The organism is Streptomyces sp. JLYT201 (assembly GCF_059448825.1).
Map to the genome: position 1 here is coordinate 3,773,026 of NZ_CM182551.1, position 23,073 is coordinate 3,796,098.

Below are 23,073 nucleotides of genomic sequence, written 5' to 3' on the forward strand. Positions count from 1 at the left end.
CCGCTGCGCTCGCCGTCCCCGTCGTCCCCATCGTCCGGGGCCCCCGGGGGCCCGCGGTGGTCCCTCACCGGCCCCGCACTGCCCGGGGCACGATCCACCAGTCTACGGTGTGCCGGGCCCCGTGCCCCGCCCGCGTACCGCCTCCGCGTCGAACGCCGGACCAAGCTCGGCCAAAACGCGTGTCCCAGTCCCGGTTCCGCCCCCGGCCCGACCTAGGTTGGTGCGGTGGAGCAACACAGGACCCGTCCCCCGCGCGCCAGGCCGCGCCCCGCCGCGCCCCTGCCCGGGCAGGGCAGCCCCACGGAGTCGGCGACGGTCTACCGGGCCGCCTCCCGGCCGCCCGGCACCTCGTCCCCGCTCGCCCGGATCCTGCGCAGGAACCCGGTGTACCGGGCCCTGAGCCGGATGCCGCTGTACCGCAAGCTGCGCCGCATGCCGAACCCGCGCCTCACCGGGCTGGGCAGCGGCCTGTTCGCGGCCGTCGTCATGCTGCTGCTCGCGTGCCTGCTGCGGCTGCTCTTCGGCAGCTCGGTGGTCGCGTACGGAGTGCTGTTCCTGCCGGTCAGCGCGCTCACCGCGCTGTGGGTGCGGCCCGCCGACCTGGTCACCGCGCCCGTCGCCGTGCCGATCGCCTTCGCAGCCGGGGTGCTGCCCATCGCCGAGGGCACCGGCGGCTTCGGCGGCCACTTCATGGGCCTGCTCACCTCGCTGGCCCTGCACGCGGGCTGGCTGTACGGCGGCACGCTGGTCGCCGGGGTGATCGTGACCGTACGCAAGCTGCGCCTGATGGGCCGCAGGCGCGCGCAGCGCAAGGAGCAGCGCCCGCCGCAGAGCAGGCGCCCGCCGCGGCCGGGCGACCACACCCCGCCGGGGCGCCGCGTCCCGGCGTCCTAGCGCGGCCCGGCCCCAGTCGCGCGGCCCGGCCCTAGTCCCCGGCGGTGGCCCTTGCCGCCATGGCCGCCCCCACGATCCCGGCGTTGTTCTGCAGCTTCGCCGGGATCAGCTCGGCCCGGACGCCCTCGATCAGGGGCAGGAACTTGTGGGCCTTGCGGCTGACGCCGCCGCCGATGATGAACGCCTCGGGCGAGAACAGCATCTCCACGTGCGCCAGGTACTTCTGCACGCGGCGCGCCCAGTGCTCCCAGGTCAGGTCCTCGTCCTCGCGGGCCTTGGAGGAGGCGCGCTTCTCCGCGTCGTGGCCGTGCAGCTCCAGATGGCCGAGTTCCGTGTTCGGCACGAGGCGGCCGCCGGTGAAGACGGCGCTGCCGATGCCCGTGCCGAGGGTGAGCACGATGACCGTGCCGGTGCGGCCGCGGCCCGCGCCGAAGTGCATCTCGGCGACGCCCGCCGCGTCCGCGTCGTTCAGGACGGTGACCGGGACGCCGCCGAGCCGGTCGGCGATCAGGCCGCGGATGTCCGTGCCGATCCAGCTCTTGTCGACGTTCGCCGCCGTGCGGGCCGTGCCGTCGGTGATGACACCGGGGAAGGTGGCGCCGACCGGCCCCGACCAGCCGAAGTGCTCGACGACCTCGCACACGCGCGCCACCACGCCCTCGGGCGTGGCCGGGTGCGGCGTCAGGACCTTGTGCCGCTCCTGCGCCAGGTCTCCGCGGTCCAGGTCCACGGGAGCGCCCTTGATCCCGGATCCGCCGATGTCCACACCGAAGATCTGCATGGCCCCACCGTACGACGCCGGACCGGCGGCGACGCGGTGGTCACTTCTTCCCGGACAGCTCCGCGGCCTCGCTGCGCAGGTCCCGGCGGAGCTCCTTGGGCAGCGAGAACGTGATCGACTCGTCGGCCGTCTTCACCGTCTCCACGTCCGCGTACCCGCGCTCGGCCAGCCACTCGATGACGCCGTCCACCAGGACGTCCGGGACGGACGCGCCCGAGGTGAGGCCGACCGTGGTCACGCCCTCCAGCCAGGCCTCGTCGATCTCGCCGGCGTTGTCCACCAGGTGCGAGGCGGGCACGCCCGCCTCCAGGGCGACCTCGACCATGCGGATCGAGTTCGAGGAGTTCTTGGAGCCGACGACGATGACGAGCTCCGCGTCCTCGGCGAGCTTCTTGACCGCGGTCTGACGGTTCTGCGTGGCGTAGCAGATGTCGTCGCTGGGCGGCGAGAGCAGGTTCGGGAACTTGTTCTTCAAGGCGCCGACCGTCTCCATCGTCTCGTCGACGGAGAGGGTGGTCTGGGAGAGCCAGACGACCCGGTCCGGGTCGCGGACCTCGACGTTCGCCACGTCGTCCGGGCCGTCGACCAGCGTGATGTGGTCGGGGGCCTCGCCCGACGTGCCGATGACTTCCTCGTGGCCCTCGTGGCCGATCAGGAGGATGTCGAAGTCCTCCTTGGCGAACCGGACCGCTTCCTTGTGGACCTTGGTGACCAGCGGGCAGGTCGCGTCGATCGTGGCGAGCTTCCGCTCGGCGGCCTCCTCGTGCACGGTCGGCGCGACGCCGTGCGCGGAGAACATCACGATGGACCCCTCGGGCACCTCGTCCACCTGGTCGACGAAGATCGCGCCCTTCTTCTCCAGGGTCTGCACGACGTACTTGTTGTGGACGATCTCGTGGCGGACGTAGATCGGGGCCCCGTACTGCTCCAGGGCCTTCTCGACGGCGATCACGGCACGGTCCACGCCCGCGCAGTAGCCACGGGGAGCGGCGAGCAGGACACGGCGGGAGCCAGGCGTTGCAGTCATAGGCCCATCGTAAGGCCGCGTACGAGAGGTCAAAGATCGCCTGTGTGGGGAGACTGGGAGCCAAGTGTGCGATCAGCGTCAGGCACCCGGAGGCACGATGTCCGCCCACAGCACGAATGCGCAGCCACCGTCCGACGGGGGCCAGGGGTCCGCCGCGACCGCGACGGAGGGCGAGGGGCTGCGGCGCAGCCTCGGCTTCCGTGACCTCGTCGTCTACGGACTCCTCTTCATCGCCCCCATGGCGCCCGTCGGCGTCTTCGGGACCCTGGACGCCAAGTCGCACGGCGCGGTGGCGCTGGTGTACGTCGTGGCGACGGTCGCCATGGCGTTCACCGCTTTCAGCTACGCCCAGATGGTGCGGGTGGTGCCCCAGGCGGGCTCGGTCTTCGCGTACGCGCGCGTGGGCCTCGGCAACGGCGCGGGATTCATCGCGGGCTGGATGGCGATGCTGGACTATCTGCTGATCCCGGCGGTCGCGTACCTCTTCTCCGGGATCGCCATGCACGAGCTGGTGCCGGAGGTGTCCCGGTGGGTGTGGACGGCGCTCGCGGTGGCCGTGACGACCGCCCTGAACCTGTGGGGCGTGCGTCCCGCCGCACGGGTCGGCTTCGCGGTCCTCGCCATGGAGATCGTGGTCCTGCTGGTGTTCGTGGTGTCCGCGATCGTGGTCCTCGCCCGCGACGGCGCGGAGCGGGGCTGGCTCTCGCCCCTTTCGGGCGACGGTACGCAAGGGGCGTTCGCCCTCTCCGCGGTGGTGGGCGCGGTGTCCGTGGCGGTCCTGTCCTACCTGGGCTTCGACGCGATCGCCTCGTTCGCGGAGGAGGTCACCGGGGGCTCGGCGAAGGTGGCGCGGGCGGTCCTGTTCTGCCTGGCCCTGACGGGCGTCCTGTTCGTGGCGCAGACGTATCTGGTGGCCCTGATGACGCCGATGTCGTCCGCCGACCTGGCCGCACACCCCGGTGACCAGGGTTCCGCCTTCTACTCGGCCGTGGAGGCCTCCGTCGGCTCCTGGCTGCACGACCTGGTGGCGGTGAGCAAGGCCATCGGCGCGGCCTTCGCGGCGCTCGCCGGGCAGGCCGCGGCGGGCCGGCTGCTCTTCGCGATGAGCCGGGGGCGGCGCCTGCCCCGGCTCCTGTCCCGTACGGAGTCCGGCACTCCGCGGGTGGCCCTGCTGTGCGCGGCGGCCGTGACGCTGGTCGCGGCCGTGTGGGCCGCGCGCCGCGACGACGGCATGAACCACCTGGTCTCGGTCGTCGACATCGGCGCCCTGACGGCCTTCGCCCTGCTGCACGCGAGCGTGGTGGGGTGGTTCGTGGTGCGGCGCCAGGGAGGCCCGGTGAGCTGGTGGCGGCACGTCCTCGTGCCGGTCCTGGGCGCGGCGATCGTCATCGCGGTCATCAAGGAGGCGTCGGGCACGGCCCAGGTGGTGGGCGGGATCTGGCTGGTGGCGGGGCTTGTGGTGCTGGCGGTGCAGGGGGCGCGGAGGGGCGCGCGGGAAGGGGGGTAGGGCCTGCGCAGGCAAGGCCGGGGAGCCACGGGCGGGCGAGCGCGCCGCGGAGCGGCGGAGACACGACCCGCGCCGGCAAAGCCGGGGAGAAACGGGCGGGCGGGTGGGCAAGCACGCCGCGGAGCGGCGGGGATACGACCCGCGCCGGCAAGGCCAGGGAGAAACGGGCGGGCGGGTGGGAAAACCCCGCCGCGGAGCGGCGGAGAAGCCCCGGCCGCCGCGGAGCGGCGGCACTGTCCGCCCCGACGGCTAGTCTCACGGCATGGCTCTGAACACGTCCGCCGACACCCCCCTCCCCGTGGGCGAGGTGTCGCGCCTCATCGGCGGCTGGATCGACCGGCTCGGCGCCGTGTGGGTCGAGGGGCAGATCACCCAGCTGTCCCGGCGCCCCGGCGCGGGTGTGGTCTTCCTGACGCTGCGCGACCCGTCGCACGACATCTCGGTGAGCGTTACGTGCTACCGCCAGGTGTTCGACGCGGTCGCGGACGTCGTCTCGGAGGGCGCCCGCGTCGTCGTCCACGCCAAGCCGGAGTGGTACGCGCCGCGCGGCCAGCTGTCGCTGCGGGCGGCGGAGATAAGGCCGGTCGGGGTCGGCGAGCTGCTCGCCCGCCTCGAACAGCTGAAGAAGACGCTCGCCGGGGAGGGCCTGTTCGCCGCCGACCGCAAGCGGCCGCTGCCGTTCCTGCCGCAGCTGATCGGCCTGGTCTGCGGCCGCGCGTCGGCCGCCGAGCGCGACGTCCTGGAGAACGCCAGGCACCGCTGGCCCGCCGTCCGCTTCGAGGTGCGCAACGTGGCGGTGCAGGGCGTGCACGCGGTGCCGCAGGTGGTGCAGGCCGTCAAGGAGCTGGACGAGCTCGCCGAGGTCGACGTGATCATCGTGGCGCGCGGCGGCGGCAGCGTGGAGGACCTCCTGCCGTTCTCGGACGAGCAGCTGGTGCGGACGGTCGCCGCGTGCCGTACGCCGGTGGTGTCGGCGATCGGTCACGAGCCGGACAACCCCCTCCTCGACCACGTGGCGGACCTGCGCGCCTCGACGCCGACCGACGCCGCGAAGAAGGTCGTACCGGACGTCGGCGAGGAGCTGGAGCGGGTCGCGTTCCTGCGGGAGCGGGCCCGGCGCAGCGTGGTGGCGTTCCTGGAGCGCGAGGAGCGGGGCCTCGCGCACGCCCTCGCCCGGCCGTGCATGGAGCGGCCGCACCGCATGGTCGAGGAGCGCGAGGAGCAGGTCACGGCGTATGTGGACCGGGCCCGGCGCACGCTCGGGCACCTCCTGGACCGCGCGGACTCGGAGCTGGCCCACACGCACGCGCGCGTGGTGGCGCTCTCCCCCAAGGCCACGCTCCAGCGGGGGTACGCGGTGCTGCAGAAGCAGGACGGCGCCGTCGTCCGGGCGGCGGACGAGGTGACGGACGGCGAGGCGCTGCGCGCGCGGGTCGCCGAAGGCGATTTCCCCGTACGGGTCGACATCTAGGGTGGGCGCATGACCAGCAAGACGGACGAAGCCGCCGGGACGGCGGGCGCGCTCGGCTACGAGCAGGCGCGGGACGAGCTCATCGAGGTGGTGCGCCGCCTGGAGGCCGGGGGCACCTCCCTGGAGGAGTCCCTGGCCCTGTGGGAGCGGGGCGAGGAGCTGGCGGCGGTGTGCCGGCGCTGGCTGGAGGGCGCCCGGGCCCGGCTGGACGCCGCGCTGGCCGAAGAGGACTGAGGCCCGGCCCCGGGGGGCCGCCCCGGCCTGTCCGGAATGTGGCGTAGCTCACCCCGCCCCCACTTTAGTTGAAGGTTGAACCTCACTGGAGTAAGGTCATCCTCACGTCCCCACCCCTGACGTACGACCCCCCGTACGACGACGCATTAAGATTGAGAAGGCTGACTCAGATGTCCCTCGTTCTTGACCCCGCCGCCCAGGACCTGCTCTTCCGCGAGGCCCGCACCGCCAACACCTTCACCGACGAGCCCGTCACCGACGAGCAGATCCAGGCCATCTACGACCTGGTCAAGTACGGCCCGACCGCGTTCAACCAGTCGCCGCTGCGCGTGACCCTGGTGCGCAGCCCGGAGGCCCGTGAGCGGCTCGTGCAGCACATGGCCGAGGGCAACCGCCCCAAGACCCTGACGGCCCCGCTCGTGGCGATCCTGTCGGCGGACAACGAGTTCCACGAGGAGCTGCCGCACCTCTTCCCGCACTTCCCGCAGGCCAAGGACGCCTTCTTCGCCGAGCGCCCGGTCCGCGAGCAGGCCGCGGGCCTGAACGCCGCGCTGCAGGCCGCGTACTTCATCGTCGGCATCCGCGCCGCGGGCCTCGCCGCGGGCCCGATGACCGGGCTCGACTTCGCGGGTGTGCAGAAGGAGTTCCTGGACGAGGACCACACCCCGCTGATGGTCATCAACATCGGCAAGCCGGGCGAGGACGCCTGGTTCCCGCGCTCCCCGCGCCTTGAGTTCGACCAGGTCATCACGACCGTCTGAGCGACCCCCGCGCGCACGGCACCCCCGTACCGCACGTCAGAGGCCCCCGGCACTGCGCCGGGGGCCTCTGGCGTTACGGAATCGCGTTACGGGGACCGCTTTACGGAATCGCGGGGAGGAATCGCGCTACGACATCGCGGGACGGGACCGGGGTGCGGCGAGCGCGGGGGTCAGCCCGCCTTCACCGGCTCCACCGGCGTCCGCTTCATCTCCAGGGACTCCACCATCGTCGACAGCTGGTCGAACGGGGCCGTGCCGAGCACCACGGTCGTGGCGCCCTTGTCCTGCAGCACGAGGGCCTTGTAGCGCGTGCCCTTGTAGCGCTGCCACGTCTTGCCCGCGATCTTCTCCGTCGCGTCCGTCTTCCGGGCCTTCTGCGTGGCCTCGTCGATGAACTCGGACGGCTTGCCGGTGGACTGCTTGATGGCCACGTACTCGCCGGCCGGGTCGAGGAAGCCCAGGTGCCAGTTGTTGTGGGCCGCGCCGTTGTACCGGACGGAGGTGGGCTTCCAGGACTCGGGCAGGCCCTTGGGGGCCGCCACCGGGTACGGCGCCGCCCGCCGGGCCGTCAGGAGTTCGACGCGGTAGTCGACCCGCTCGACCGGGTCCTCGGACTCGTCGTGCGGGATGAAGACGTAGATGGCCGCCACGACGAGGCCGATGACGGCCAACGAGAGCAGCATGTTGCGCACGGTCTGCTTGCCAGTTCTGCCTGCCACGCCCCCCATCGTCGCAGGTCCCCGGCGGGGCTCTCGCACGCCCCCTCCCCTGCCGCCCGTCCGCTCATGCGTGGGGCCCCCTGCTCACTTTGTCGACCTGCGGATAGAGTCGAGGCATCACCCTCATCCGGCCGTCGTCGTATCAGAAAGGTGCGCCTCGATGACCGAGCATCACCATTTGCCCTCCGAATTGGAGGTCTCTCCGGAGGCCCCCGACCGCAACCTCGCCCTGGAGCTGGTCCGGGTCACCGAGGCCGCCGCCATGGCCGCGGGCCGCTGGGTCGGCCGCGGCGACAAGAACGGCGCGGACGGCGCGGCCGTGCGCGCCATGCGGACCCTCGTCCACACCGTCTCGATGAACGGCGTCGTCGTCATCGGCGAGGGCGAGAAGGACGAGGCGCCGATGCTCTTCAACGGCGAGCGCATCGGCGACGGCACCGGCGCCGAGGTCGACATCGCCGTCGACCCGATCGACGGCACCACGCTCACCGCCAAGGGCATGCCGAACGCGATCGCCGTGCTCGCCGCCGCCGACCGCGGCACCATGTTCGACCCGTCCGCCGTCTTCTACATGGACAAGCTGGTCACCGGCCCCGAGGCCGCCGACTACGTGGACATCAACGCCCCCGTGTCGGTGAACATCCGCCGCGTCGCCAAGGCCAAGAAGTCCTCCCCCGAGGACGTCACGGTCGTCATCCTGGACCGGCCCCGGCACGAGGGCATCGTCAAGGAGATCCGGGAGACCGGCGCGCGCATCAAGTTCATCTCGGACGGCGACGTGGCCGGTTCGGTCATGGCCGTGCGCGAGGGCACCGGCGTCGACCTGCTCATGGGCATCGGCGGCACCCCGGAGGGCATCATCAGCGCCTGCGCCATCAAGTGCCTGGGCGGTGTCATCCAGGGCAAGCTGTGGCCCAAGGACGACGAGGAGAAGCAGCGCGCGCTCGACGCGGGCCACGACCTGGACCGCACGCTCACCACGAACGACCTGGTCAGCGGCGAGAACGTGTTCTTCGTCGCGACCGGCATCACCGACGGCGAGCTGCTCCGCGGCGTGCGCTACGGCGCCGAGATGGCCTCGACCCAGTCCCTGGTCATGCGCTCCAAGTCCGGCACGATCCGGAAGATCGACTCCGATCACCGCCTGGCGAAGCTGCGCGCCTACAGCGCGATCGACTTCGAGCGGGCGAAGTAGCGGCACCGGGCGCGCGGCAGGCCGCGCGCAGACGACGGGGGCGCTCCGTGCGGGGAGCGCCCCCGTTGTCGTACGTGCCCGTTGCCGTACGGGCCCCGCGTCCCGGCCGTGGCCGGGGGTGCGGGGGCTAGCCCGCGGCCGCGACCGGTCCGGTCGCCGCGCGGGCCGCCTTCTTGAGCTCCAGGTCGCGCCGGCGGCGGCGGGCGAGGACCACGCGGCGCTCGGCGGCGGTCAGGCCGCCCCACACGCCGTACGGCTCCGGTTGCAGCAGGGCGTGCTCGCGGCACTCCACCATCACCGGACAACGCGCGCAGACCCGCTTCGCGGCCTCCTCGCGGGAGAGGCGCGCGGCGGTGGGCTCCTTGGACGGGGCGAAGAAGAGACCGGCCTCGTCGCGGCGGCAGACGGCGTCGGAGTGCCATGGGTTGTCCTGGTCCCGCTCCCGCACTGGCACCTTTCCCCACGCACTCGGCTGCGCTCGTGCAGGGGAGGCCCCATCGGTCGGGGCGGCGACCTGCAGGGACTGATGCGTCGGTTGCAGCACGGTCTACTCCTGACGACGGCTTCGCGAGCGAGAGACGATGCCCGAAGCTCTACCCGCTGTGTGCGGGCCTATGCACTGTGTCCCGGTGCACGGAAGTTCCGGTTCCTGATACCGAGTTCGGCTGGCCGAAAGGTGCCGTCGCCGTGGCGCCGCCGGACGCGCGGGGCGCGCGGCGGCGCACTCAGCCCTGCAGGCGCTTGCGGAGCAAGCCGCGCAGGTCGCGGATGAGCTTGCCGCGCCGGGGCCGGGCCGTGAGGTCGCCGAAGACGGCGAGACCCTCCACGAAGACCACCGGAGCGTCACGCTCCGCGGAGGCGAGGGTGTCCACTTCGAAGGTGCCGAAGACGGCGGTGCCGCGCCCGCGCAGCGACACGTTCTCCGGGACGCGGACCTTGACGTCTCCGAAGAGGGCGAAGCCCTTGACGACGATCTGCCGGTGCTGGAACACCGCCTCGCTGAGGTCGACGACCACGTCGCCGAAGACGGCGTACGCGTGCGTGCGGCGGCCGGGGCTCCAGCGGCCCCTGCGGACCACGTCGCTGAAGACCCCGTACAGCGTCTCGTCGGCGCTCTCGGGGATCGCGCCGGGCGAGGGGCGCGCGGGGACCTCGGTGAACGAGGCGCCGCCGGGCCCCTCGGGGGCGGGCAGGTCCGCCAGCTGGGGCTCGATCTCGGCGAGGGTCTTCGCCGCATAGACGCGGTCGAGCCGCTCGCTGTGCTCCTGCGGGTCGATGCGGCCCGTGGCGAGGGCGTCCGCGAGGACCTCGGCGGCCCGCTCCCGATCGGCGTCCGAGGCCCTGAGGTGCGGCGTCGCCGTGCGCGGCGGCGCCTCGGCCGGAGGTGTCGGGGAGCGCTTCTCTAGGTCCACGGCACCAGACTACCCAGACGCGATAGATCGCGACTACCCCTTGTCGGCCCGTTCCCGTGCCGCGCGGGCCCGAGCCCAAGTGAGCCTTACCTCACCGGCACCCCGCTCCCCGCCCGTTCTACGCTGGGCGGGTGCCGCCAATGGAGGCGAGCGCCGCGCTGTCTGCCAAGTGAGGAATTGGGCGTCATGCCAGAGTTTGCGTACTCCGATCTGCTCCCGCTGGGAGAGGACACCACCCCGTACCGGCTGGTGACCACCGAGGGTGTCTCCACCTTCGAGGCCGACGGGCGCACCTTCCTCAAGGTCGAGCCGGAGGCGCTGCGCAAGCTGGCCGAGGAGGCCATCCACGACATCCAGCACTTCCTGCGGCCCGCGCACCTGGCCCAGCTGCGCCGGATCGTCGACGACCCCGAGGCCTCGGCCAACGACAAGTTCGTCGCCCTGGACCTGCTGAAGAACGCGAACATCGCGGCCGCGGGCGTGCTGCCGATGTGCCAGGACACCGGCACCGCCATCGTCATGGGCAAGCGCGGGCAGAACGTGCTCACGCAGGGCGGCGACGAGGAGGCCCTGAGCCGCGGCGTCTACGACGCGTACAAGAACCTGAACCTGCGCTACTCGCAGATGGCTCCGCTCACCATGTGGGAGGAGAAGAACACCGGCTCCAACCTGCCCGCGCAGATCGAGCTGTACGCGACCGACGGCGGCGCGTACAAGTTCCTGGTCATGGCGAAGGGCGGCGGCTCCGCCAACAAGTCGTTCCTCTACCAGGAGACGAAGGCCGTCCTCAACGAGGCCTCGATGATGAAGTTCCTGGAAGAGAAGATCCGTTCGCTCGGCACGGCCGCCTGCCCGCCGTACCACCTGGCGATCGTCGTCGGCGGCACGAGCGCCGAGTACGCCCTGAAGACCGCCAAGTACGCCTCCGCGCACTACCTGGACGAGCTGCCCGACGAGGGCTCGGTCCTCGGCCACGGCTTCCGGGACAAGGACCTGGAGGAGAAGGTCTTCGAGCTGACGCAGAAGATCGGCATCGGCGCGCAGTTCGGCGGCAAGTACTTCTGCCACGACGTGCGCGTGGTGCGCCTGCCTCGGCACGGCGCGTCCTGCCCGGTCGCGATCGCCGTGTCCTGCTCGGCCGACCGCCAGGCCCTCGCGAAGATCACCGCCGAGGGCGTCTTCCTGGAGCAGCTGGAGACGGACCCGGCGCGCTTCCTGCCCGAGACCGAGGACGCCCACCTGGACGAGGGCGAGGTCGTGAAGATCGCCCTGAACCAGCCCATGGACGACATCCTCGCCGAGCTCACCAAGTACCCGGTCAAGACCCGGCTCTCGCTGACCGGCCCGCTGGTCGTGGCCCGTGACATCGCGCACGCCAAGATCAAGGAGCGGCTCGACGCGGGCGAGGAGATGCCGCAGTACCTGAAGGACCACCCGGTGTACTACGCGGGTCCGGCGAAGACCCCCGAGGGCTACGCCTCCGGTTCCTTCGGGCCGACCACGGCCGGGCGCATGGACTCCTACGTCGAGCAGTTCCAGGCGGCGGGCGGCTCGAAGGTCATGCTGGCCAAGGGCAACCGCTCGCAGCAGGTCACCGACGCCTGCGCCGCGCACGGCGGCTTCTACCTGGGCTCGATCGGCGGGCCCGCGGCGCGCCTCGCGCAGGACTGCATCAAGAAGGTCGAGGTCGTCGAGTACGAGGAACTCGGCATGGAGGCGGTCTGGAAGATCGAGGTCGAGGACTTCCCCGCGTTCGTCGTCGTCGACGACAAGGGCAACGACTTCTTCCAGAACCCGGCCCCCGAGCCGACGTTCACGTCGATCCCGGTACGGGGTCCGGGGCTGGCGTAGCGCGCCCCGAAGGGGCGCGGGGAACTGCGCGACCAGCCACGGCGGTCCCGCAGTTCCCCACGGGCCGCTACGCGAACCGCTGGCTCGCAGCCCCCGCGCACTTCTGGAGCCTCAGGGGCTCCTTGGGGCCCGCGAGGGTCAGGCAGAGTCCGGTCGCCGCGGCGGGGCGCAGGGTGCCCGACTGGCGCACGAACTTCTGGTTGTCGCCGCCGTGGCAGTTCCAGAGGGTGACGGCGGCGCCCTCCTTGTAGGCGCCCTCCGGCACGTCCACGCAGCGGTCGTGCGTCAGGCCGGTGCGCAGGGCCTGCTGTCCGGTGTCGTACCACCAGGTCTGGTTGCGGTTGCCGGTGCAGTCCCAGCCCTGGACCTTGGTGCCGTTGCGGCTGTTGGAGGCGTCGGCGTCGAGGCAGGTGCCGGTGGCCTCGTTCTTCAGGGGCTTGAACGCGTCGTCCCAGCCGCCCTTGTGGAGCTTGGCGCTGCCCGTGCTTGCCGGGTCGGCGCAGCCGCCCTCGTCCAAGCCGGAGTCGTACAGCTGGGTCAGGCAGGACGCGAAGGCGGCGTGGCCCCGGGCGTTGGGGTGGAAGGACTGGCGCACCGAGTTGGAGTCCGGCGGGACGGGGTTGGACAGCTCGACGTACAGGCCCCGCGCCCAGGTGTCCTCCGTGCAGACCTCGTGGCCGTGGAAGAGGCGGGAGTTGTCGAGGTAGGTGGCCCCGGCGCCGCGCGCGGCCTGCCGCATGCCGCGCTCGAAGGCGGGCACGGCCTCGTTGCGGCCCCACTGGGTGTCGGAGTCGTAGCCGAGGCCGCCGCAGGCCAGCTTGCCCGGGAAGTTCGGGTTGTCGCGGAAGTCGGGGCCGATCGGGCTCGGGTAGCCCATGACGACCAGCTTGTAGTCGGCGGCGGAGTACCCGGCCTGGCTCATGACGGTGCGCAGGTCGCGGACGGTCTGCTCGACCTTGGGCACGAGCGCGTCGACGCGGGCCTGCCAGCCGCCCGCGTACTTGGGCGCGCACGGGCCCTGGAGCGTGAGGTAGCGGGTCACGCAGTCGGTCATGACGGGCGCGAACTGGAGGTCGTCGTTCGCGCCGATGACCAGCAGGATCGCCTTGATCCTGGTGTTGCGGGCCTTGATGGCGAGGTTGTCGCTCTGCACCAGCTCGTCGGCGTACTGCTGCTGCCCGCCGATGCGGACGTTCGCGGTCGTCGCCCCCGAGCAGGCGACGTTGTACGTGACGTCGACGGGGATGCCCGTGCGGTGCACGGCGGCGTCCGGCGAGCGGTGGCACCAGTTGTCCGGGCCGTCCGTGCCCGGCTCGTAGCGGCCGATGCCCTCGCCGCTGATCTCGCTGTCCCCGAGCGAGATCAGGCCGGTCTTGCGCTCGGCGAGCGGGCGCTCGGCCGCGTCTCCGTAGAGCTTGGTGGCCTCGGCCGCGCGGATCTTCTCCAGGTCCTGCGGCAGCGGCACGGCCGTCGTGGCCGGGCCCCCGGACCCCGCGGGCGCGGCGTGGGCGGGTGCGGCCGCCAGGGCGCCGCCGAGCAGGGCCGCCAGGGCCGTGGCGGCGGTGACCGTGGCTCGCAGGCGGCCCGCGCCGCCGTGTCCGACGCGTGTCGTGCGCTTCATTGCGCCTCCCCGGTTTGGTGTTACCCAGGGTTTTTACTGGTGGGTAGGAGTCTTGGGAATACTCCGAACAAGACAAGAGCTCAACTTTCCGAGGCAGTTGCCCGGCCTTTGCGGCAGTTGCGGGCGATACGGAACGGAAGGACAGTCGGACCATGAGCGGCGGCGCGGACACCAACGGCAGCGGCGAGTACCGGATCGAGCACGACTCCATGGGCGAGGTACGGGTCCCCGCGGGCGCCAAGTGGCGCGCCCAGACCCAGCGTGCCGTGGAGAACTTCCCGATCTCCGGGCAGCGCATCGAGCGGGCGCACATCGCCGCGCTCGCCGAGATCAAGGCGGCGGCGGCGAAGGTCAACGCGCGGCTCGGCGTGCTCGACGAGGACGTCGCCGAGGCCATCGCGGACGCGGCCCGCGAGGTCGCCGAGGGCCGCTGGGACGACCACTTCCCCGTCGACGTCTTCCAGACGGGCTCCGGCACCTCGTCCAACATGAACACGAACGAGGTCCTCGCCACGCTCGCCACCGAGCGGCTCGGCCGCGACGTGCACCCGAACGACCACGTCAACGCCTCGCAGTCGTCCAACGACGTCTTCCCCTCCTCGATCCACATCGCCGCCACGGCCGCCGTCACCGGTGAGCTGATCCCGGCCCTGGAGCACCTGGCCGCCACCCTGGAGCGCAAGGCCGCGGAGTTCGCCGACGTCGTCAAGTCCGGGCGTACGCACCTGATGGACGCCACGCCCGTCACTCTTGGGCAGGAATTCGGCGGCTACGCGGCGCAGGTGCGCTACGGCGTCGAGCGGCTGCGGTCCTCCCTGCCGCGCCTGGCCGAACTGCCGCTCGGCGGCACCGCCGTGGGCACCGGCATCAACACCCCGCCCGGCTTCTCCGCAGCCGTCATCGCCGAGGTCGCGCGGTCCACGGGGCTGCCGCTCACCGAGGCCCGCGACCACTTCGAGGCCCAGGGCGCGCGCGACGGCGTCGTGGAGACCAGCGGGCAGCTGCGCACCATCGCCGTCGGCCTCACGAAGATCTCGAACGACCTGCGGTGGATGGCGTCCGGGCCGCGCACCGGGCTCGCCGAGATCAGCCTGCCCGACCTCCAGCCCGGCTCCTCGATCATGCCCGGCAAGGTCAACCCCGTGATCCCCGAGGCCGTCCTGATGGTGGCCGCGCAGGTGACGGGGAACGACGTGACCGTGGCCACCGCCGGGGCCGCGGGCAACTTCGAGCTGAACGTGATGCTGCCGGTCATCGCGAAGAACGTCCTGGAGTCGGTGCGGCTGCTCGCCAACGCGGCGCGGCTGCTCGCCGACCGGACCGTCGACGGGGTGGTCGCGCACCGGGAGCGGGCACGGGAGTACGCCGAGTCCTCGCCGTCCGTGGTCACCCCGCTGAACAAGTACATCGGGTACGAGGAGGCGGCGAAGGTCGCGAAGCGGGCGCTGGCCGAGCGGCGGACCATCCGCGAGGTCGTCCTCGACTCCGGGTACGTCGACCGCGGCGACCTCACCCTGGAGCAGCTGGACGAGGCCCTGGACGTCCTGCGGATGACCCACCCTTAGGGAGCCCCCGGCAGGGCCCGGGCGGCGGCACCTAGTATCTGTTCATGACAGACGACCGCGACGGAAGCACGGCACCGGCGAGCGCCAAGCACTGGGCGCCGGGGACACCCATCCTGTGGCGCTACCGCGCCAACGGCGGTGACGGGATCCACATCTGCCGGCCCGTCACCGTCGTGGAGGACAGCGCGGACCTGCTGGCCGTCTGGCTGGCGCCGGGCACGGAGTGCGTGCGGCCGGTGCTCGCCGACGGCACCGCCGTGCACGAGGAGCCCCTGGCCACCCGGTACACCAAGCCGCGCACGACCCGCCGCGGCCACTGGTTCGGCACCGGCGTCCTGAAGCTGGCCCGGCCGGACGAGCCCTGGTCGGTGTGGCTGTTCTGGGAGCCGGGCTGGCGGTTCAAGAACTGGTACGTGAACCTGGAGGAGCCCCGCACCCGCTGGTCCGGCGGCGTGGACTCCGAGGACCACTTCCTCGACCTCTCCGTGCTCCCGGACGGCACCTGGCGCTGGCACGACGAGGACGAGTTCGAGCAGGCCCGGCGGGCCGGGCTGATGGACGACGGGCAGGCGGCGGCCGTCCGCCGGGCGGGCCGCGCGGCCGTGGCGGCGATCGAGGCGTGGGGCTCGCCCTTCGCGGACGGCTGGGAGCGGTGGCGGCCGGACGCGGGCTGGCGCATTCCCGCCCTGCCGGGTGACTGGGACCGCACGCCCGCGCATGTCTCGTCATGAGACCCTTGATGCGCCCCCGTGGTTCAAACGTAGGATCGTCCTCCGCAAGGGCGCACAGCAGCAACTCTTGGTGCCCCCGCGCGGCCTGACAGGATGTCATCGAGGAGCGGCTGAACGTGAGCGAGGAATACGGAGCGCGTGGCGGCCGCGACCGCACGGGCCAGGCCGCGGCGTTCGACGCCATCGGCGCGGCGTACGACGTCGCGTTCCCGCACAAGGAGGGGCAGCTCGCGGCCGGAAAGAGACTGGCCGACGAACTTCCTCCCGGGTCCAGGGTCTTGGACGTGGGCTGCGGCACCGGGCTGCCCACGGCCCGTCAGCTCACCGACGCGGGGCACACCGTGCTCGGTGTCGACCTGTCAGCCGGAATGCTGGACCTCGCGCGCGGGAATGTACCCCCGCCCGCGGCCGAGTTCCGCCGTCTGGACCTCGCCGACCTGCGGATCGGCGGCGAAGGACCGGGCGCTGTGGGGCAGTTCGACGGGATTGCCTGCTTCTTCGCGCTGTTGATGCTGCCCCGGGAGGAGATACCGTCTGCTCTTCGGCTGCTGCGGTCCTTGCTCAGGCCCGGCGGTCTGCTCGCGCTGTCCATGGTCGAGGCCGACCTGGACGACGCGGCGATTCCGTTCCTGGGGCACGTGATCCGGGTATCCGGTTACCTGCGGGACGAACTGCGGCAGGTCGTGCGGGACGCCGGTTTCGACATCGCCCACGAGGAGTCGTACGCGTACGCCCCGGCGAGCACCGACGCACCACCTGAGCACCAGTTATTCCTGCACTGCCGGCGCGGCTGAGCAACGCTTGGACGGCGCGCGCGGCGCGCAGCCCCGGACGGACGGATTCAAAACGCGTGACGGAGCACCTCAGCCCCTACGAGGGCCGCAAGGCACCAGTTGCCCGGCCCCCCGCCCCCGCGGATCCCCGCGGGGCGCTGCTGCGTACCCCGGAGCCGGAGGTGGGCGGCTCCGCGGGGGTGAACGCCATGCCCGCGCAGGCACGTACGGGTGAGCAGGACGCGGGCAGCGAGCACGCCCAGTCGTCCACGGCGGGCGCGTTCGACCCCGGCGGCCACCGGCCCCGGCCCGCCCCCCAGGGCGTTCCCGGGCAGCCGGGCACCGGCGTCGACGAGACCCGCCCGGCCGCCGAGCTCTCGTCCGCCGCGGTCCCCGGCCCGCCCGGGGGCGCCGAGCGCCGCTCGGGGCGGCCGCGCCCGCCGGGCCCGGCCGCGATGCGGCGCGACGGCGACCGGCTGCGCTTCGTGGGCGCGGCGACCCGGCGCATCGCCCGCGGCATCGACCTCGACGAGATCGTGATGGGCCTGTGCCGGGCCACGGTCCCGACGTTCTCGGACGCGATCCTCGTCTATCTGCGCGACCCCCTTCCGGTCGGCGACGAGCGCCCCACCGGGCCGCTGCTGCTGCGCCTGCGCCGCACCGACCGCATCCCGGAGGACCAGGACACCGACGGCGGCACGCTGCCCGCGCTCCAGGTCCAGTCCGACCTGTCGACGGCCGCCGAGCTGTGCGAGGTCCGGGTGGGCAGCGCGCTCGCGGAGGTGCTTCGCGGGGTGCGCCCCGTCTTCGCGGACTCCGCGCAGGCGCTCGGCGCGCTGCCGGAGCTGCTCGGCGAGGGCCGGGCGGTGCCGGGCGGGCAGCGGGCGATCCTGGCGCCGCTGCGGGGGCGGCGGCGGGTCATCGGCGCCGCGGTGTTCCTGCGCCGCCCGGACCGGCACGCCTTCGAGGCCGACGACCTGCTGGTGGCCGCCCAGCTGGCCACGCACAGCGCCCTGGGCATCGACAAGGCGGTCCTGTACGGCCGCGAGGCGTACATCGCGGACGAGCTGCAGCGCACGATGCTGCCCGAGACCCTGCCGCGCGCCACCGGCGTGCGGCTCGCCTCGCGCTACCTCCCGGCCGCCGAGACCGCCCGCGTGGGCGGCGACTGGTACGACGCGATCCCGCTGCCCGGCAGCCGCGTGGCGCTCGTCGTCGGTGACGTCATGGGGCACTCGATGACGTCCGCCGCGATCATGGGCCAGCTGCGCACCACCGCGCAGACCCTCGCCGGGCTCGACCTGCCGCCGCAGGAGGTCCTGCACCACCTGGACGAGCAGGCCCAGCGGCTCGGCTCGGACCGCATGGCGACCTGCCTGTACGCGGTGTACGACCCGGTCTCGCACCGCATCACCATCGCCAACGCGGGCCACCCGCCGCCCGTCCTGCTGCATCTGGGCGGGCGCGCGGAGGTCCTGCGCGTGCCCCCGGGCGCGCCCATCGGCGTCGGCGGCGTGGACTTCGAGGCCGTCGAGCTGGACGCCCCGGCGGGCGCCACGCTGCTCCTGTACACGGACGGGCTCGTGGAGTCCCGGCTGCGCGACGTGTGGACCGGCATAGAGCAGCTGCGCGAGCGGCTCGCCGCCACGGCCCAGCTGACCGGGCCCGACCACCCGCCGCCCCTGGAGGCGCTCTGCGACGAGGTGCTCGACATGCTCGGGCCCGGCGACCGAGACGACGACATCGCGCTGCTCGCCGCCCGCTTCGACGGGATCGCGCCCAGCGACGTGGCGTACTGGTTCCTGGAACCGGAGGACGCCACCCCGTCGCGCGCCCGCCGGCTCGCCCGCAGCGCCCTGGAGCGCTGGGGCCTGACCGATCTGAACGACGCGGTGGAGCTGCTCGTCAGCGAGGTCGTCACGAACGCCGTGCGGTACGCCACGCGCCCGATCACGCTGCGGCTGCTGCGGACCGACGTCCTGCGCTGCGAGGTCGGCGACGACGTGCCGCAGCTGCCCCGGCTGCGGCAGGCGCGCGCCACGGACGAGGGCGGCCGCGGCCTGTACCTGGTCAACAAGCTGGCGCGGCGCTGGGGCGCCACGCGGCTGAGCACGGGAAAGGTGGTCTGGTTCGAGCTGAACCAGACATGAGCCGGGCCTGAGCGGGCACCCGGACCAGGCCGCTGCCAGGTCCGGCCCCCGGGCTCGGCTCCGCCCTGCCCGGTCCGGCAAAAAGTTGCCGACGTCTTGTCGGCGTCGTTGACTGGCGTGGTGACCGAAGCGACCTGACCCCCCTCTGCGAACGGGAGGACGCTCGTGAGTGAGGCGCCCCGGAAGGCCCCCTCCACCACCGACAACGCCGGCGTTCCGGTCGAGAGCGACGAGCACTCGCTGACCGTCGGCGCGAACGGCCCGATCCTGCTCCAGGACCACTATCTGATCGAGAAGATGGCCCAGTTCAACCGCGAACGGGTGCCCGAGCGCGTGGTGCACGCCAAGGGCTCGGGCGCGTACGGGACCTTCGAGGTCACCAACGACGTCAGCCAGTTCACCAAGGCCGACCTGTTCCAGCCGGGCAGGCGCACGCAGATGCTGGCCCGCTTCTCCACCGTGGCGGGCGAGCAGGGCTCCCCGGACACCTGGCGCGACCCGCGGGGCTTCGCGCTGAAGTTCTACACGGAGCACGGCAACTACGACCTGGTGGGCAACAACACCCCCGTGTTCTTCGTGCGCGACCCGCAGAAGTTCCAGGACTTCATCCGCTCGCAGAAGCGCACCCTCGACAGCGCGGTGCGCGACCACGACATGCAGTGGGACTTCTGGACCCTGTCGCCGGAGTCCGCGCACATGGTCACCTGGCTCATGGGCGACCGCGGCATCCCGAAGACGTACCGCCACATGAACGGCTACTCGTCGCACACCTATATGTGGATCAACGGCGGCGGCGAGAAGTTCTGGGTGAAGTACCACCTCAAGACCGACCAGGGCATCGACTTCCTCACCCAGGACGAGGCGGACGACCTCGCGGGCAAGGACGGCGATCTGCACCGCCGCGATCTGTTCGAGTCGATCAAGCGGGGCGACTGTCCGAGCTGGACGGTCAAGGTCCAGGTCATGCCCTTCGACGACGCGCCGGACTACCGCTTCAACCCGTTCGACCTGACGAAGGTGTGGCCGCACGGCGACTACCCGCTCATCGAGGTCGGCCGGATGACCTTGAACGAGAACCCCGAGGATTTCTTCGTCCACATCGAGCAGGCCGCGTTCGAGCCGTCCAGCATGGTGCCGGGCATCGGTCCGTCCCCGGACAAGATGCTGCTCGGCCGCCTGTTCTCGTACCCGGACACGCACCGCTACCGCATCGGCCCCAACTACCAGCAGCTGCCGCCGAACCGCCCGCGCTCCCCCGTCCGCTCGTACGCGAAGGACGGCCCGATGCGCTACGAGCCGGCGAACGTCGCGCGCCCGTACGCGCCCAACTCGTACGGCGGCCCGGCCGCCCCCGTCCAGGAGTCCGTCGACCCGGCGGGCTGGCGGACCGCGGGCGAGATGGTGCGCGAGGCGTACAAGCTGCACCGCGAGGACGACGACTTCGGGCAGCCGGGCACACTGGTGCGCGACGTGCTCGACGACGCGGCCCGCGAGCGCCTGGTGGCGAACATCAGCGGGCATCTGCTCGACGGCGTCTCCCGACCGGTCCTCGACCGGGCGCTGCGCTACTGGCGCAGCGTGGACAAGGACCTCGGCGACAAGGTCGCGGCGCGGGTCAACGGCGCGGGACCTGGCTGACCCGGACACGGAAGGTGCCCGGAACCGTGGGGTTGAACCCTGGGTTCCGGGCACCTTCCGTGTCCGCTGCCGCTCGTCCGAGCGGGACGCCTGCTACTCGTCCGAGAGCGACGCTTGCTACTCGTCCGAGCGCGACGATCTGTCGGCCCGCCGGTCGTCCGGGTCGTCCGGGATCCCGAAGGTGGGCGACGTCGGAGTCGTCGGCGGGGTCGTCGGCGGCTTCGTCGTCGGGTCCGTGGGCGGCGGGGTCGTCGGCGGCTTCGTCGACGGCGGCTGGGTCGTCGGGGGCTTCGTCGACGGCGGCCTGGTGCTCGGCTTGTCCTTCTCGTCCGGCTCGCTGGGCCGCGTCGTCGGGGTCGAGGGGATCCGCGTGGTCGGGTCGGGCGGCGGCGCGACGGCGGCACCCATGTCGGTGTCCAGCTTGAACTTGCTGCGCGAGCCGGTCGCCTCGAAGGTGTACGCCGCCCATATCTCGGCCGGGAAGCTGCCGCCGTCGACGCGGGGCTTGCCGCCCGCGCCGCGCATGGACACCTGGGTGCCCCGCTTGACCTTGCCGTCGTCCTCGGGCTGCTCGCCGAACAGGCCGACGGAGGTGACCAGCTTCGGCGTGTAGCCCACGAACCAGGCCGACTTGTTGTCGTCGGACGTACCGGTCTTGCCCGCGACCTGCTGGCCCTTGCGGCTGGGCGCGTCGCGCACGGACCTGCGGGCGGTGCCGTCGTCGACCACGCCGGTGAGCACCGACGTCACCGAGTCGGCCGCGCCCCGGCTGATGACCTGGTCGCCGATCGCGTCCGGCAGGTCGACGGTCCGGTCCCGGTGCTGGACGGACTTCACGAGCCGCGGGGTGACCAGCTTGCCGTGGTTGTCGAGCGTGGCGTAGGCCCCGGCCATCTCCAGGGGGCTCGCGCCCATGGTGCCGAGGGTCTGCGCGGGCACGGCGGGCAGGCCCTTGGTGCTCATGCCCAGCTTGCCCGCGACCTCCAGGACCTTGTCCATCTTCACGTCCACGCCCATCTGCGCGAACACGGAGTTGACGGACTTGTTCATGGCTGTCTGCACGGTGACGGGACCGTACGACTGGTCGTCCTCGTTCGGCGGCGCGAAGGCGATGTCGCTGCCCTTGACGGGGCGCTCGCTGCGGCCGCTGTAGATCGTGTTCGCCGTGATCGGATCGCCGTCCTGGGTGGTGGCGCCCTTCTCCAGGGCGGCGGCGAGTATCAGCGGCTTGAAGGTGGAGGCGGGCTGGTAGTCGGTGCGGGTCGCGTTGTTCCTGAAGTGCTTCAGATAGTCGCTGCCGCCGTACATCGCGACGATCGCGCCCGTCTTCGGGTTCACGGACACCGCGCCCGCCTGCACGCGCGCGTCGGCCTTGCTCTTCTTCGGGTCGAGGCGGTCTTCGAGTTTGCGCTCGACGGCCTTCTCCAGCGCGCGCTGCTTCTTGCGGTCGATGTTCAGCGTGATGGTGTAGCCGCCGGCCTTGAGCTGCGCCTCGGCCTCGGACTTGGTGTAGCCCTGCTCCACCAGCTGCCGCTGGACGATCTCGTTGGCGAACTGCACCAGATAGCCGGTCTGCCCCTTCATGCCGGGCGCGACCTTCGGCGCGTGCGGGTAGGGGAACTTCAGGCCGTCGCGCTCGCCGGAGTCGAGCCAGCCCTGCCCGACCATGTTGTTCAGGACGTAGTTCCAGCGCTCCTTGACCAGCTTCTTGGCGGTGGGAGTCGCGGTGGCCCAGTCGTAGGAGCTCGGCGCCTGGAGCAGGGCCGCGAGGTAGGCGCCCTGCGACACGTTCAGCTGCGCGGCGTCGACGCCGTAGTAGGCCTGGGCCGCGGCCTGGATGCCGTACGCGCCGCGGCCGTAGTAGCTGGTGTTGATGTAGCCCGCGAGGATGTCGTCCTTGCTCTTCTCGCGGTCCACCTTCAGCGAGATGACCAGCTCTTTGAGCTTGCGCGTGACGGTCTGTTCCTGCGACAGGTAGTAGTTCTTGACGTACTGCTGGGTGATCGTCGAGCCGCCCTGCTTGCCCTTGCCGGAGAGCGTGTTGATCACGCCGCGCGCGGTGCCCTTGAAGTCGATGCCCGTGTCCTTGTAGAAGGACTTGTTCTCGGCGGCGACGAAGGTGCGCTGCACCTTCTTGGGGATCTTCTCGAGGTCGACGATCTCGCGGTTGACCTCGCCGTCGCGGTACAGGACCTCGCCGTCGCTGTACTTGATGATGTTGCTCTGCTTCTTCGCCAGGGCGTTGCCCTTGGGGATGTCCACCACCAGGTAGAGCACGACGAAGCCGAGCATGCCGAGCAGGATGAAGCCGAAGAAATAGCCGAGGAGCTTCTTCCAGGTGAAGAAGCGGCGGATGCCGGTCCGCTTCGGCTTGCCGCCACCGGTGCGCCGCGCCTTGCCGCCCCTGCCGGAGTCGCCGGAGCCGGAGCCGGAGCCCGCCGGGGCGCCCTCGGAGGGGCTCGTACCGGCGTCGGCGGGGGTGCCGGAGGCCGGGGCGCCGCCGGGCGGGCGGCCGCGCGCTGCCCGGCGCGCACCGCGCTGCCGCGCTTTTCGCTCTTCCGCTCGGCCCATGACTGTGGTCGCTCCGCTTCTTCGTCGTATCCGTCTCGTGCCGCTCGTACGCCGCGTACGTCTCGTACCCCTCGTACGGGTCAGGTCAGCTCACGAAGCTAACACCGCACCCGAGGACAAAAGGCGCCCGATCCGGTCTTTTCCGGACGTGACAATGAGCACCCGTGCCAGG

The 23,073-nt window shown here is 72.0% G+C and carries 19 protein-coding genes; 12 read left to right on the forward strand and 7 right to left on the reverse strand.

Features of this window, described 5'->3' with window-relative positions:
• Positions 1-225 precede the first annotated feature (225 nt).
• Positions 226-894: a DUF6542 domain-containing protein gene (locus AC5WAM_RS15150; RefSeq protein ID WP_495522882.1), complete on the forward strand. Its 669-nt coding sequence runs from the start codon at positions 226-228 to the stop codon at positions 892-894.
• 31 nt (positions 895-925) lie between these two features.
• Here the strand turns inward: AC5WAM_RS15150 and ppgK are convergent, their stop codons facing one another.
• Both ppgK and AC5WAM_RS15160 read right to left on the reverse strand, forming a co-directional pair.
• Complete coding sequence (gene ppgK / locus AC5WAM_RS15155; RefSeq protein ID WP_172383480.1) at positions 926-1,675, reverse strand: polyphosphate--glucose phosphotransferase; 750 nt, start codon at positions 1,673-1,675, stop codon at positions 926-928.
• 40 nt (positions 1,676-1,715) lie between these two features.
• A complete protein-coding gene (locus tag AC5WAM_RS15160; RefSeq protein ID WP_366794337.1) occupies positions 1,716-2,702 on the reverse strand; it encodes a 4-hydroxy-3-methylbut-2-enyl diphosphate reductase in 987 nt (328 codons plus the stop codon).
• A 97-nt stretch (positions 2,703-2,799) separates the two neighbouring features.
• Between AC5WAM_RS15160 and AC5WAM_RS15165 the strand changes: the two genes are divergently transcribed.
• From AC5WAM_RS15165 to AC5WAM_RS15180, 4 genes are all read left to right on the forward strand, one after another.
• Positions 2,800-4,209 (forward strand): APC family permease, encoded by a 1,410-nt coding sequence (locus AC5WAM_RS15165; RefSeq protein WP_366794336.1) that lies wholly within the window; start codon positions 2,800-2,802, stop codon positions 4,207-4,209.
• Positions 4,210-4,471: 262 nt separating this feature from the next.
• Positions 4,472-5,680 carry an exodeoxyribonuclease VII large subunit gene (gene xseA, locus AC5WAM_RS15170; protein WP_138961578.1) on the forward strand — a complete coding sequence of 403 codons (1,209 nt, stop codon included), beginning with the start codon at positions 4,472-4,474 and terminating at the stop codon, positions 5,678-5,680.
• 9 nt (positions 5,681-5,689) lie between these two features.
• Positions 5,690-5,914 carry an exodeoxyribonuclease VII small subunit gene (locus AC5WAM_RS15175; RefSeq protein WP_138961577.1) on the forward strand — a complete coding sequence of 75 codons (225 nt, stop codon included), beginning with the start codon at positions 5,690-5,692 and terminating at the stop codon, positions 5,912-5,914.
• A gap of 170 nt (positions 5,915-6,084) precedes the next feature.
• On the forward strand, positions 6,085-6,675 hold the full coding sequence (locus AC5WAM_RS15180) for a malonic semialdehyde reductase (protein WP_366794335.1): 591 nt from the start codon (positions 6,085-6,087) through the stop codon (positions 6,673-6,675).
• Positions 6,676-6,845: 170 nt separating this feature from the next.
• Here AC5WAM_RS15180 and AC5WAM_RS15185 read toward each other — a convergent pair whose 3' ends face one another.
• Complete coding sequence (locus tag AC5WAM_RS15185) at positions 6,846-7,394, reverse strand: DUF4245 domain-containing protein (protein WP_366794334.1); 549 nt, start codon at positions 7,392-7,394, stop codon at positions 6,846-6,848.
• 160 nt (positions 7,395-7,554) lie between these two features.
• Here AC5WAM_RS15185 and glpX point away from each other — a divergent pair, with 160 nt between their 5' ends.
• Positions 7,555-8,589, forward strand: coding sequence for a class II fructose-bisphosphatase (gene glpX, locus AC5WAM_RS15190; RefSeq protein WP_366794333.1), 1,035 nt, complete (start codon positions 7,555-7,557; stop codon positions 8,587-8,589).
• Positions 8,590-8,716: 127 nt separating this feature from the next.
• On the opposite strand, the gene AC5WAM_RS15195 is transcribed toward glpX, so the two are convergent.
• A complete protein-coding gene (locus tag AC5WAM_RS15195) occupies positions 8,717-9,133 on the reverse strand; it encodes a WhiB family transcriptional regulator (protein WP_375256674.1) in 417 nt (138 codons plus the stop codon).
• Positions 9,134-9,314: 181 nt separating this feature from the next.
• Complete coding sequence (locus AC5WAM_RS15200) at positions 9,315-10,001, reverse strand: DUF1707 SHOCT-like domain-containing protein (RefSeq protein ID WP_495522883.1); 687 nt, start codon at positions 9,999-10,001, stop codon at positions 9,315-9,317.
• 186 nt (positions 10,002-10,187) lie between these two features.
• Here AC5WAM_RS15200 and AC5WAM_RS15205 point away from each other — a divergent pair, with 186 nt between their 5' ends.
• Complete coding sequence (locus AC5WAM_RS15205) at positions 10,188-11,852, forward strand: fumarate hydratase (protein ID WP_495522884.1); 1,665 nt, start codon at positions 10,188-10,190, stop codon at positions 11,850-11,852.
• Positions 11,853-11,919: 67 nt separating this feature from the next.
• On the opposite strand, the gene AC5WAM_RS15210 is transcribed toward AC5WAM_RS15205, so the two are convergent.
• Complete coding sequence (locus AC5WAM_RS15210) at positions 11,920-13,473, reverse strand: ricin-type beta-trefoil lectin domain protein (protein WP_495522885.1); 1,554 nt, start codon at positions 13,471-13,473, stop codon at positions 11,920-11,922.
• Between the two features lie 152 nt (positions 13,474-13,625).
• On the opposite strand from AC5WAM_RS15210, the gene AC5WAM_RS15215 reads away from it, so the two are divergent.
• From AC5WAM_RS15215 to AC5WAM_RS15235, 5 genes are all read left to right on the forward strand, one after another.
• On the forward strand, positions 13,626-15,038 hold the full coding sequence (locus tag AC5WAM_RS15215; RefSeq protein ID WP_495522886.1) for a class II fumarate hydratase: 1,413 nt from the start codon (positions 13,626-13,628) through the stop codon (positions 15,036-15,038).
• Positions 15,039-15,082: 44 nt separating this feature from the next.
• Positions 15,083-15,769 carry a cytidylyl-2-hydroxypropylphosphonate hydrolase gene (gene fomD, locus AC5WAM_RS15220; RefSeq protein WP_366794328.1) on the forward strand — a complete coding sequence of 229 codons (687 nt, stop codon included), beginning with the start codon at positions 15,083-15,085 and terminating at the stop codon, positions 15,767-15,769.
• A gap of 116 nt (positions 15,770-15,885) precedes the next feature.
• Entirely contained in the window at positions 15,886-16,563 is a 678-nt protein-coding gene (locus tag AC5WAM_RS15225) for a class I SAM-dependent methyltransferase (RefSeq protein WP_495522887.1), read from the forward strand.
• Positions 16,564-16,619: 56 nt separating this feature from the next.
• On the forward strand, positions 16,620-18,692 hold the full coding sequence (locus AC5WAM_RS15230) for a SpoIIE family protein phosphatase (RefSeq protein WP_495522888.1): 2,073 nt from the start codon (positions 16,620-16,622) through the stop codon (positions 18,690-18,692).
• 165 nt (positions 18,693-18,857) lie between these two features.
• Positions 18,858-20,330: a catalase gene (locus tag AC5WAM_RS15235; RefSeq protein ID WP_366794327.1), complete on the forward strand. Its 1,473-nt coding sequence runs from the start codon at positions 18,858-18,860 to the stop codon at positions 20,328-20,330.
• Positions 20,331-20,447: 117 nt separating this feature from the next.
• On the opposite strand, the gene AC5WAM_RS15240 is transcribed toward AC5WAM_RS15235, so the two are convergent.
• Positions 20,448-22,901, reverse strand: a complete 2,454-nt coding sequence (locus tag AC5WAM_RS15240) for a transglycosylase domain-containing protein (RefSeq protein ID WP_495522889.1) — start codon at positions 22,899-22,901, stop codon at positions 20,448-20,450.
• Positions 22,902-23,073 lie beyond the last annotated feature (172 nt).

Bases quoted from the DNA above. Each gene is read 5' to 3' on its own strand.
- xseA (WP_138961578.1), top strand. From the start codon at position 4,472: ATGGCTCTGAACACGTCCGCCGACACCCCCCTCCCCGTGGGCGAGGTG.
- AC5WAM_RS15180 (WP_366794335.1), top strand. From the start codon at position 6,085: ATGTCCCTCGTTCTTGACCCCGCCGCCCAGGACCTGCTCTTCCGCGAG.
- glpX (WP_366794333.1), top strand. From the start codon at position 7,555: ATGACCGAGCATCACCATTTGCCCTCCGAATTGGAGGTCTCTCCGGAG.
- AC5WAM_RS15210 (WP_495522885.1), bottom strand. From the start codon at position 13,473: ATGAAGCGCACGACACGCGTCGGACACGGCGGCGCGGGCCGCCTGCGA.
- AC5WAM_RS15205 (WP_495522884.1), top strand. From the start codon at position 10,188: ATGCCAGAGTTTGCGTACTCCGATCTGCTCCCGCTGGGAGAGGACACC.
- AC5WAM_RS15215 (WP_495522886.1), top strand. From the start codon at position 13,626: ATGAGCGGCGGCGCGGACACCAACGGCAGCGGCGAGTACCGGATCGAG.
- AC5WAM_RS15240 (WP_495522889.1), bottom strand. From the start codon at position 22,901: ATGGGCCGAGCGGAAGAGCGAAAAGCGCGGCAGCGCGGTGCGCGCCGG.
- ppgK (WP_172383480.1), bottom strand. From the start codon at position 1,675: ATGCAGATCTTCGGTGTGGACATCGGCGGATCCGGGATCAAGGGCGCT.
- AC5WAM_RS15160 (WP_366794337.1), bottom strand. From the start codon at position 2,702: ATGACTGCAACGCCTGGCTCCCGCCGTGTCCTGCTCGCCGCTCCCCGT.
- AC5WAM_RS15165 (WP_366794336.1), top strand. From the start codon at position 2,800: ATGTCCGCCCACAGCACGAATGCGCAGCCACCGTCCGACGGGGGCCAG.
- fomD (WP_366794328.1), top strand. From the start codon at position 15,083: ATGACAGACGACCGCGACGGAAGCACGGCACCGGCGAGCGCCAAGCAC.
- AC5WAM_RS15175 (WP_138961577.1), top strand. From the start codon at position 5,690: ATGACCAGCAAGACGGACGAAGCCGCCGGGACGGCGGGCGCGCTCGGC.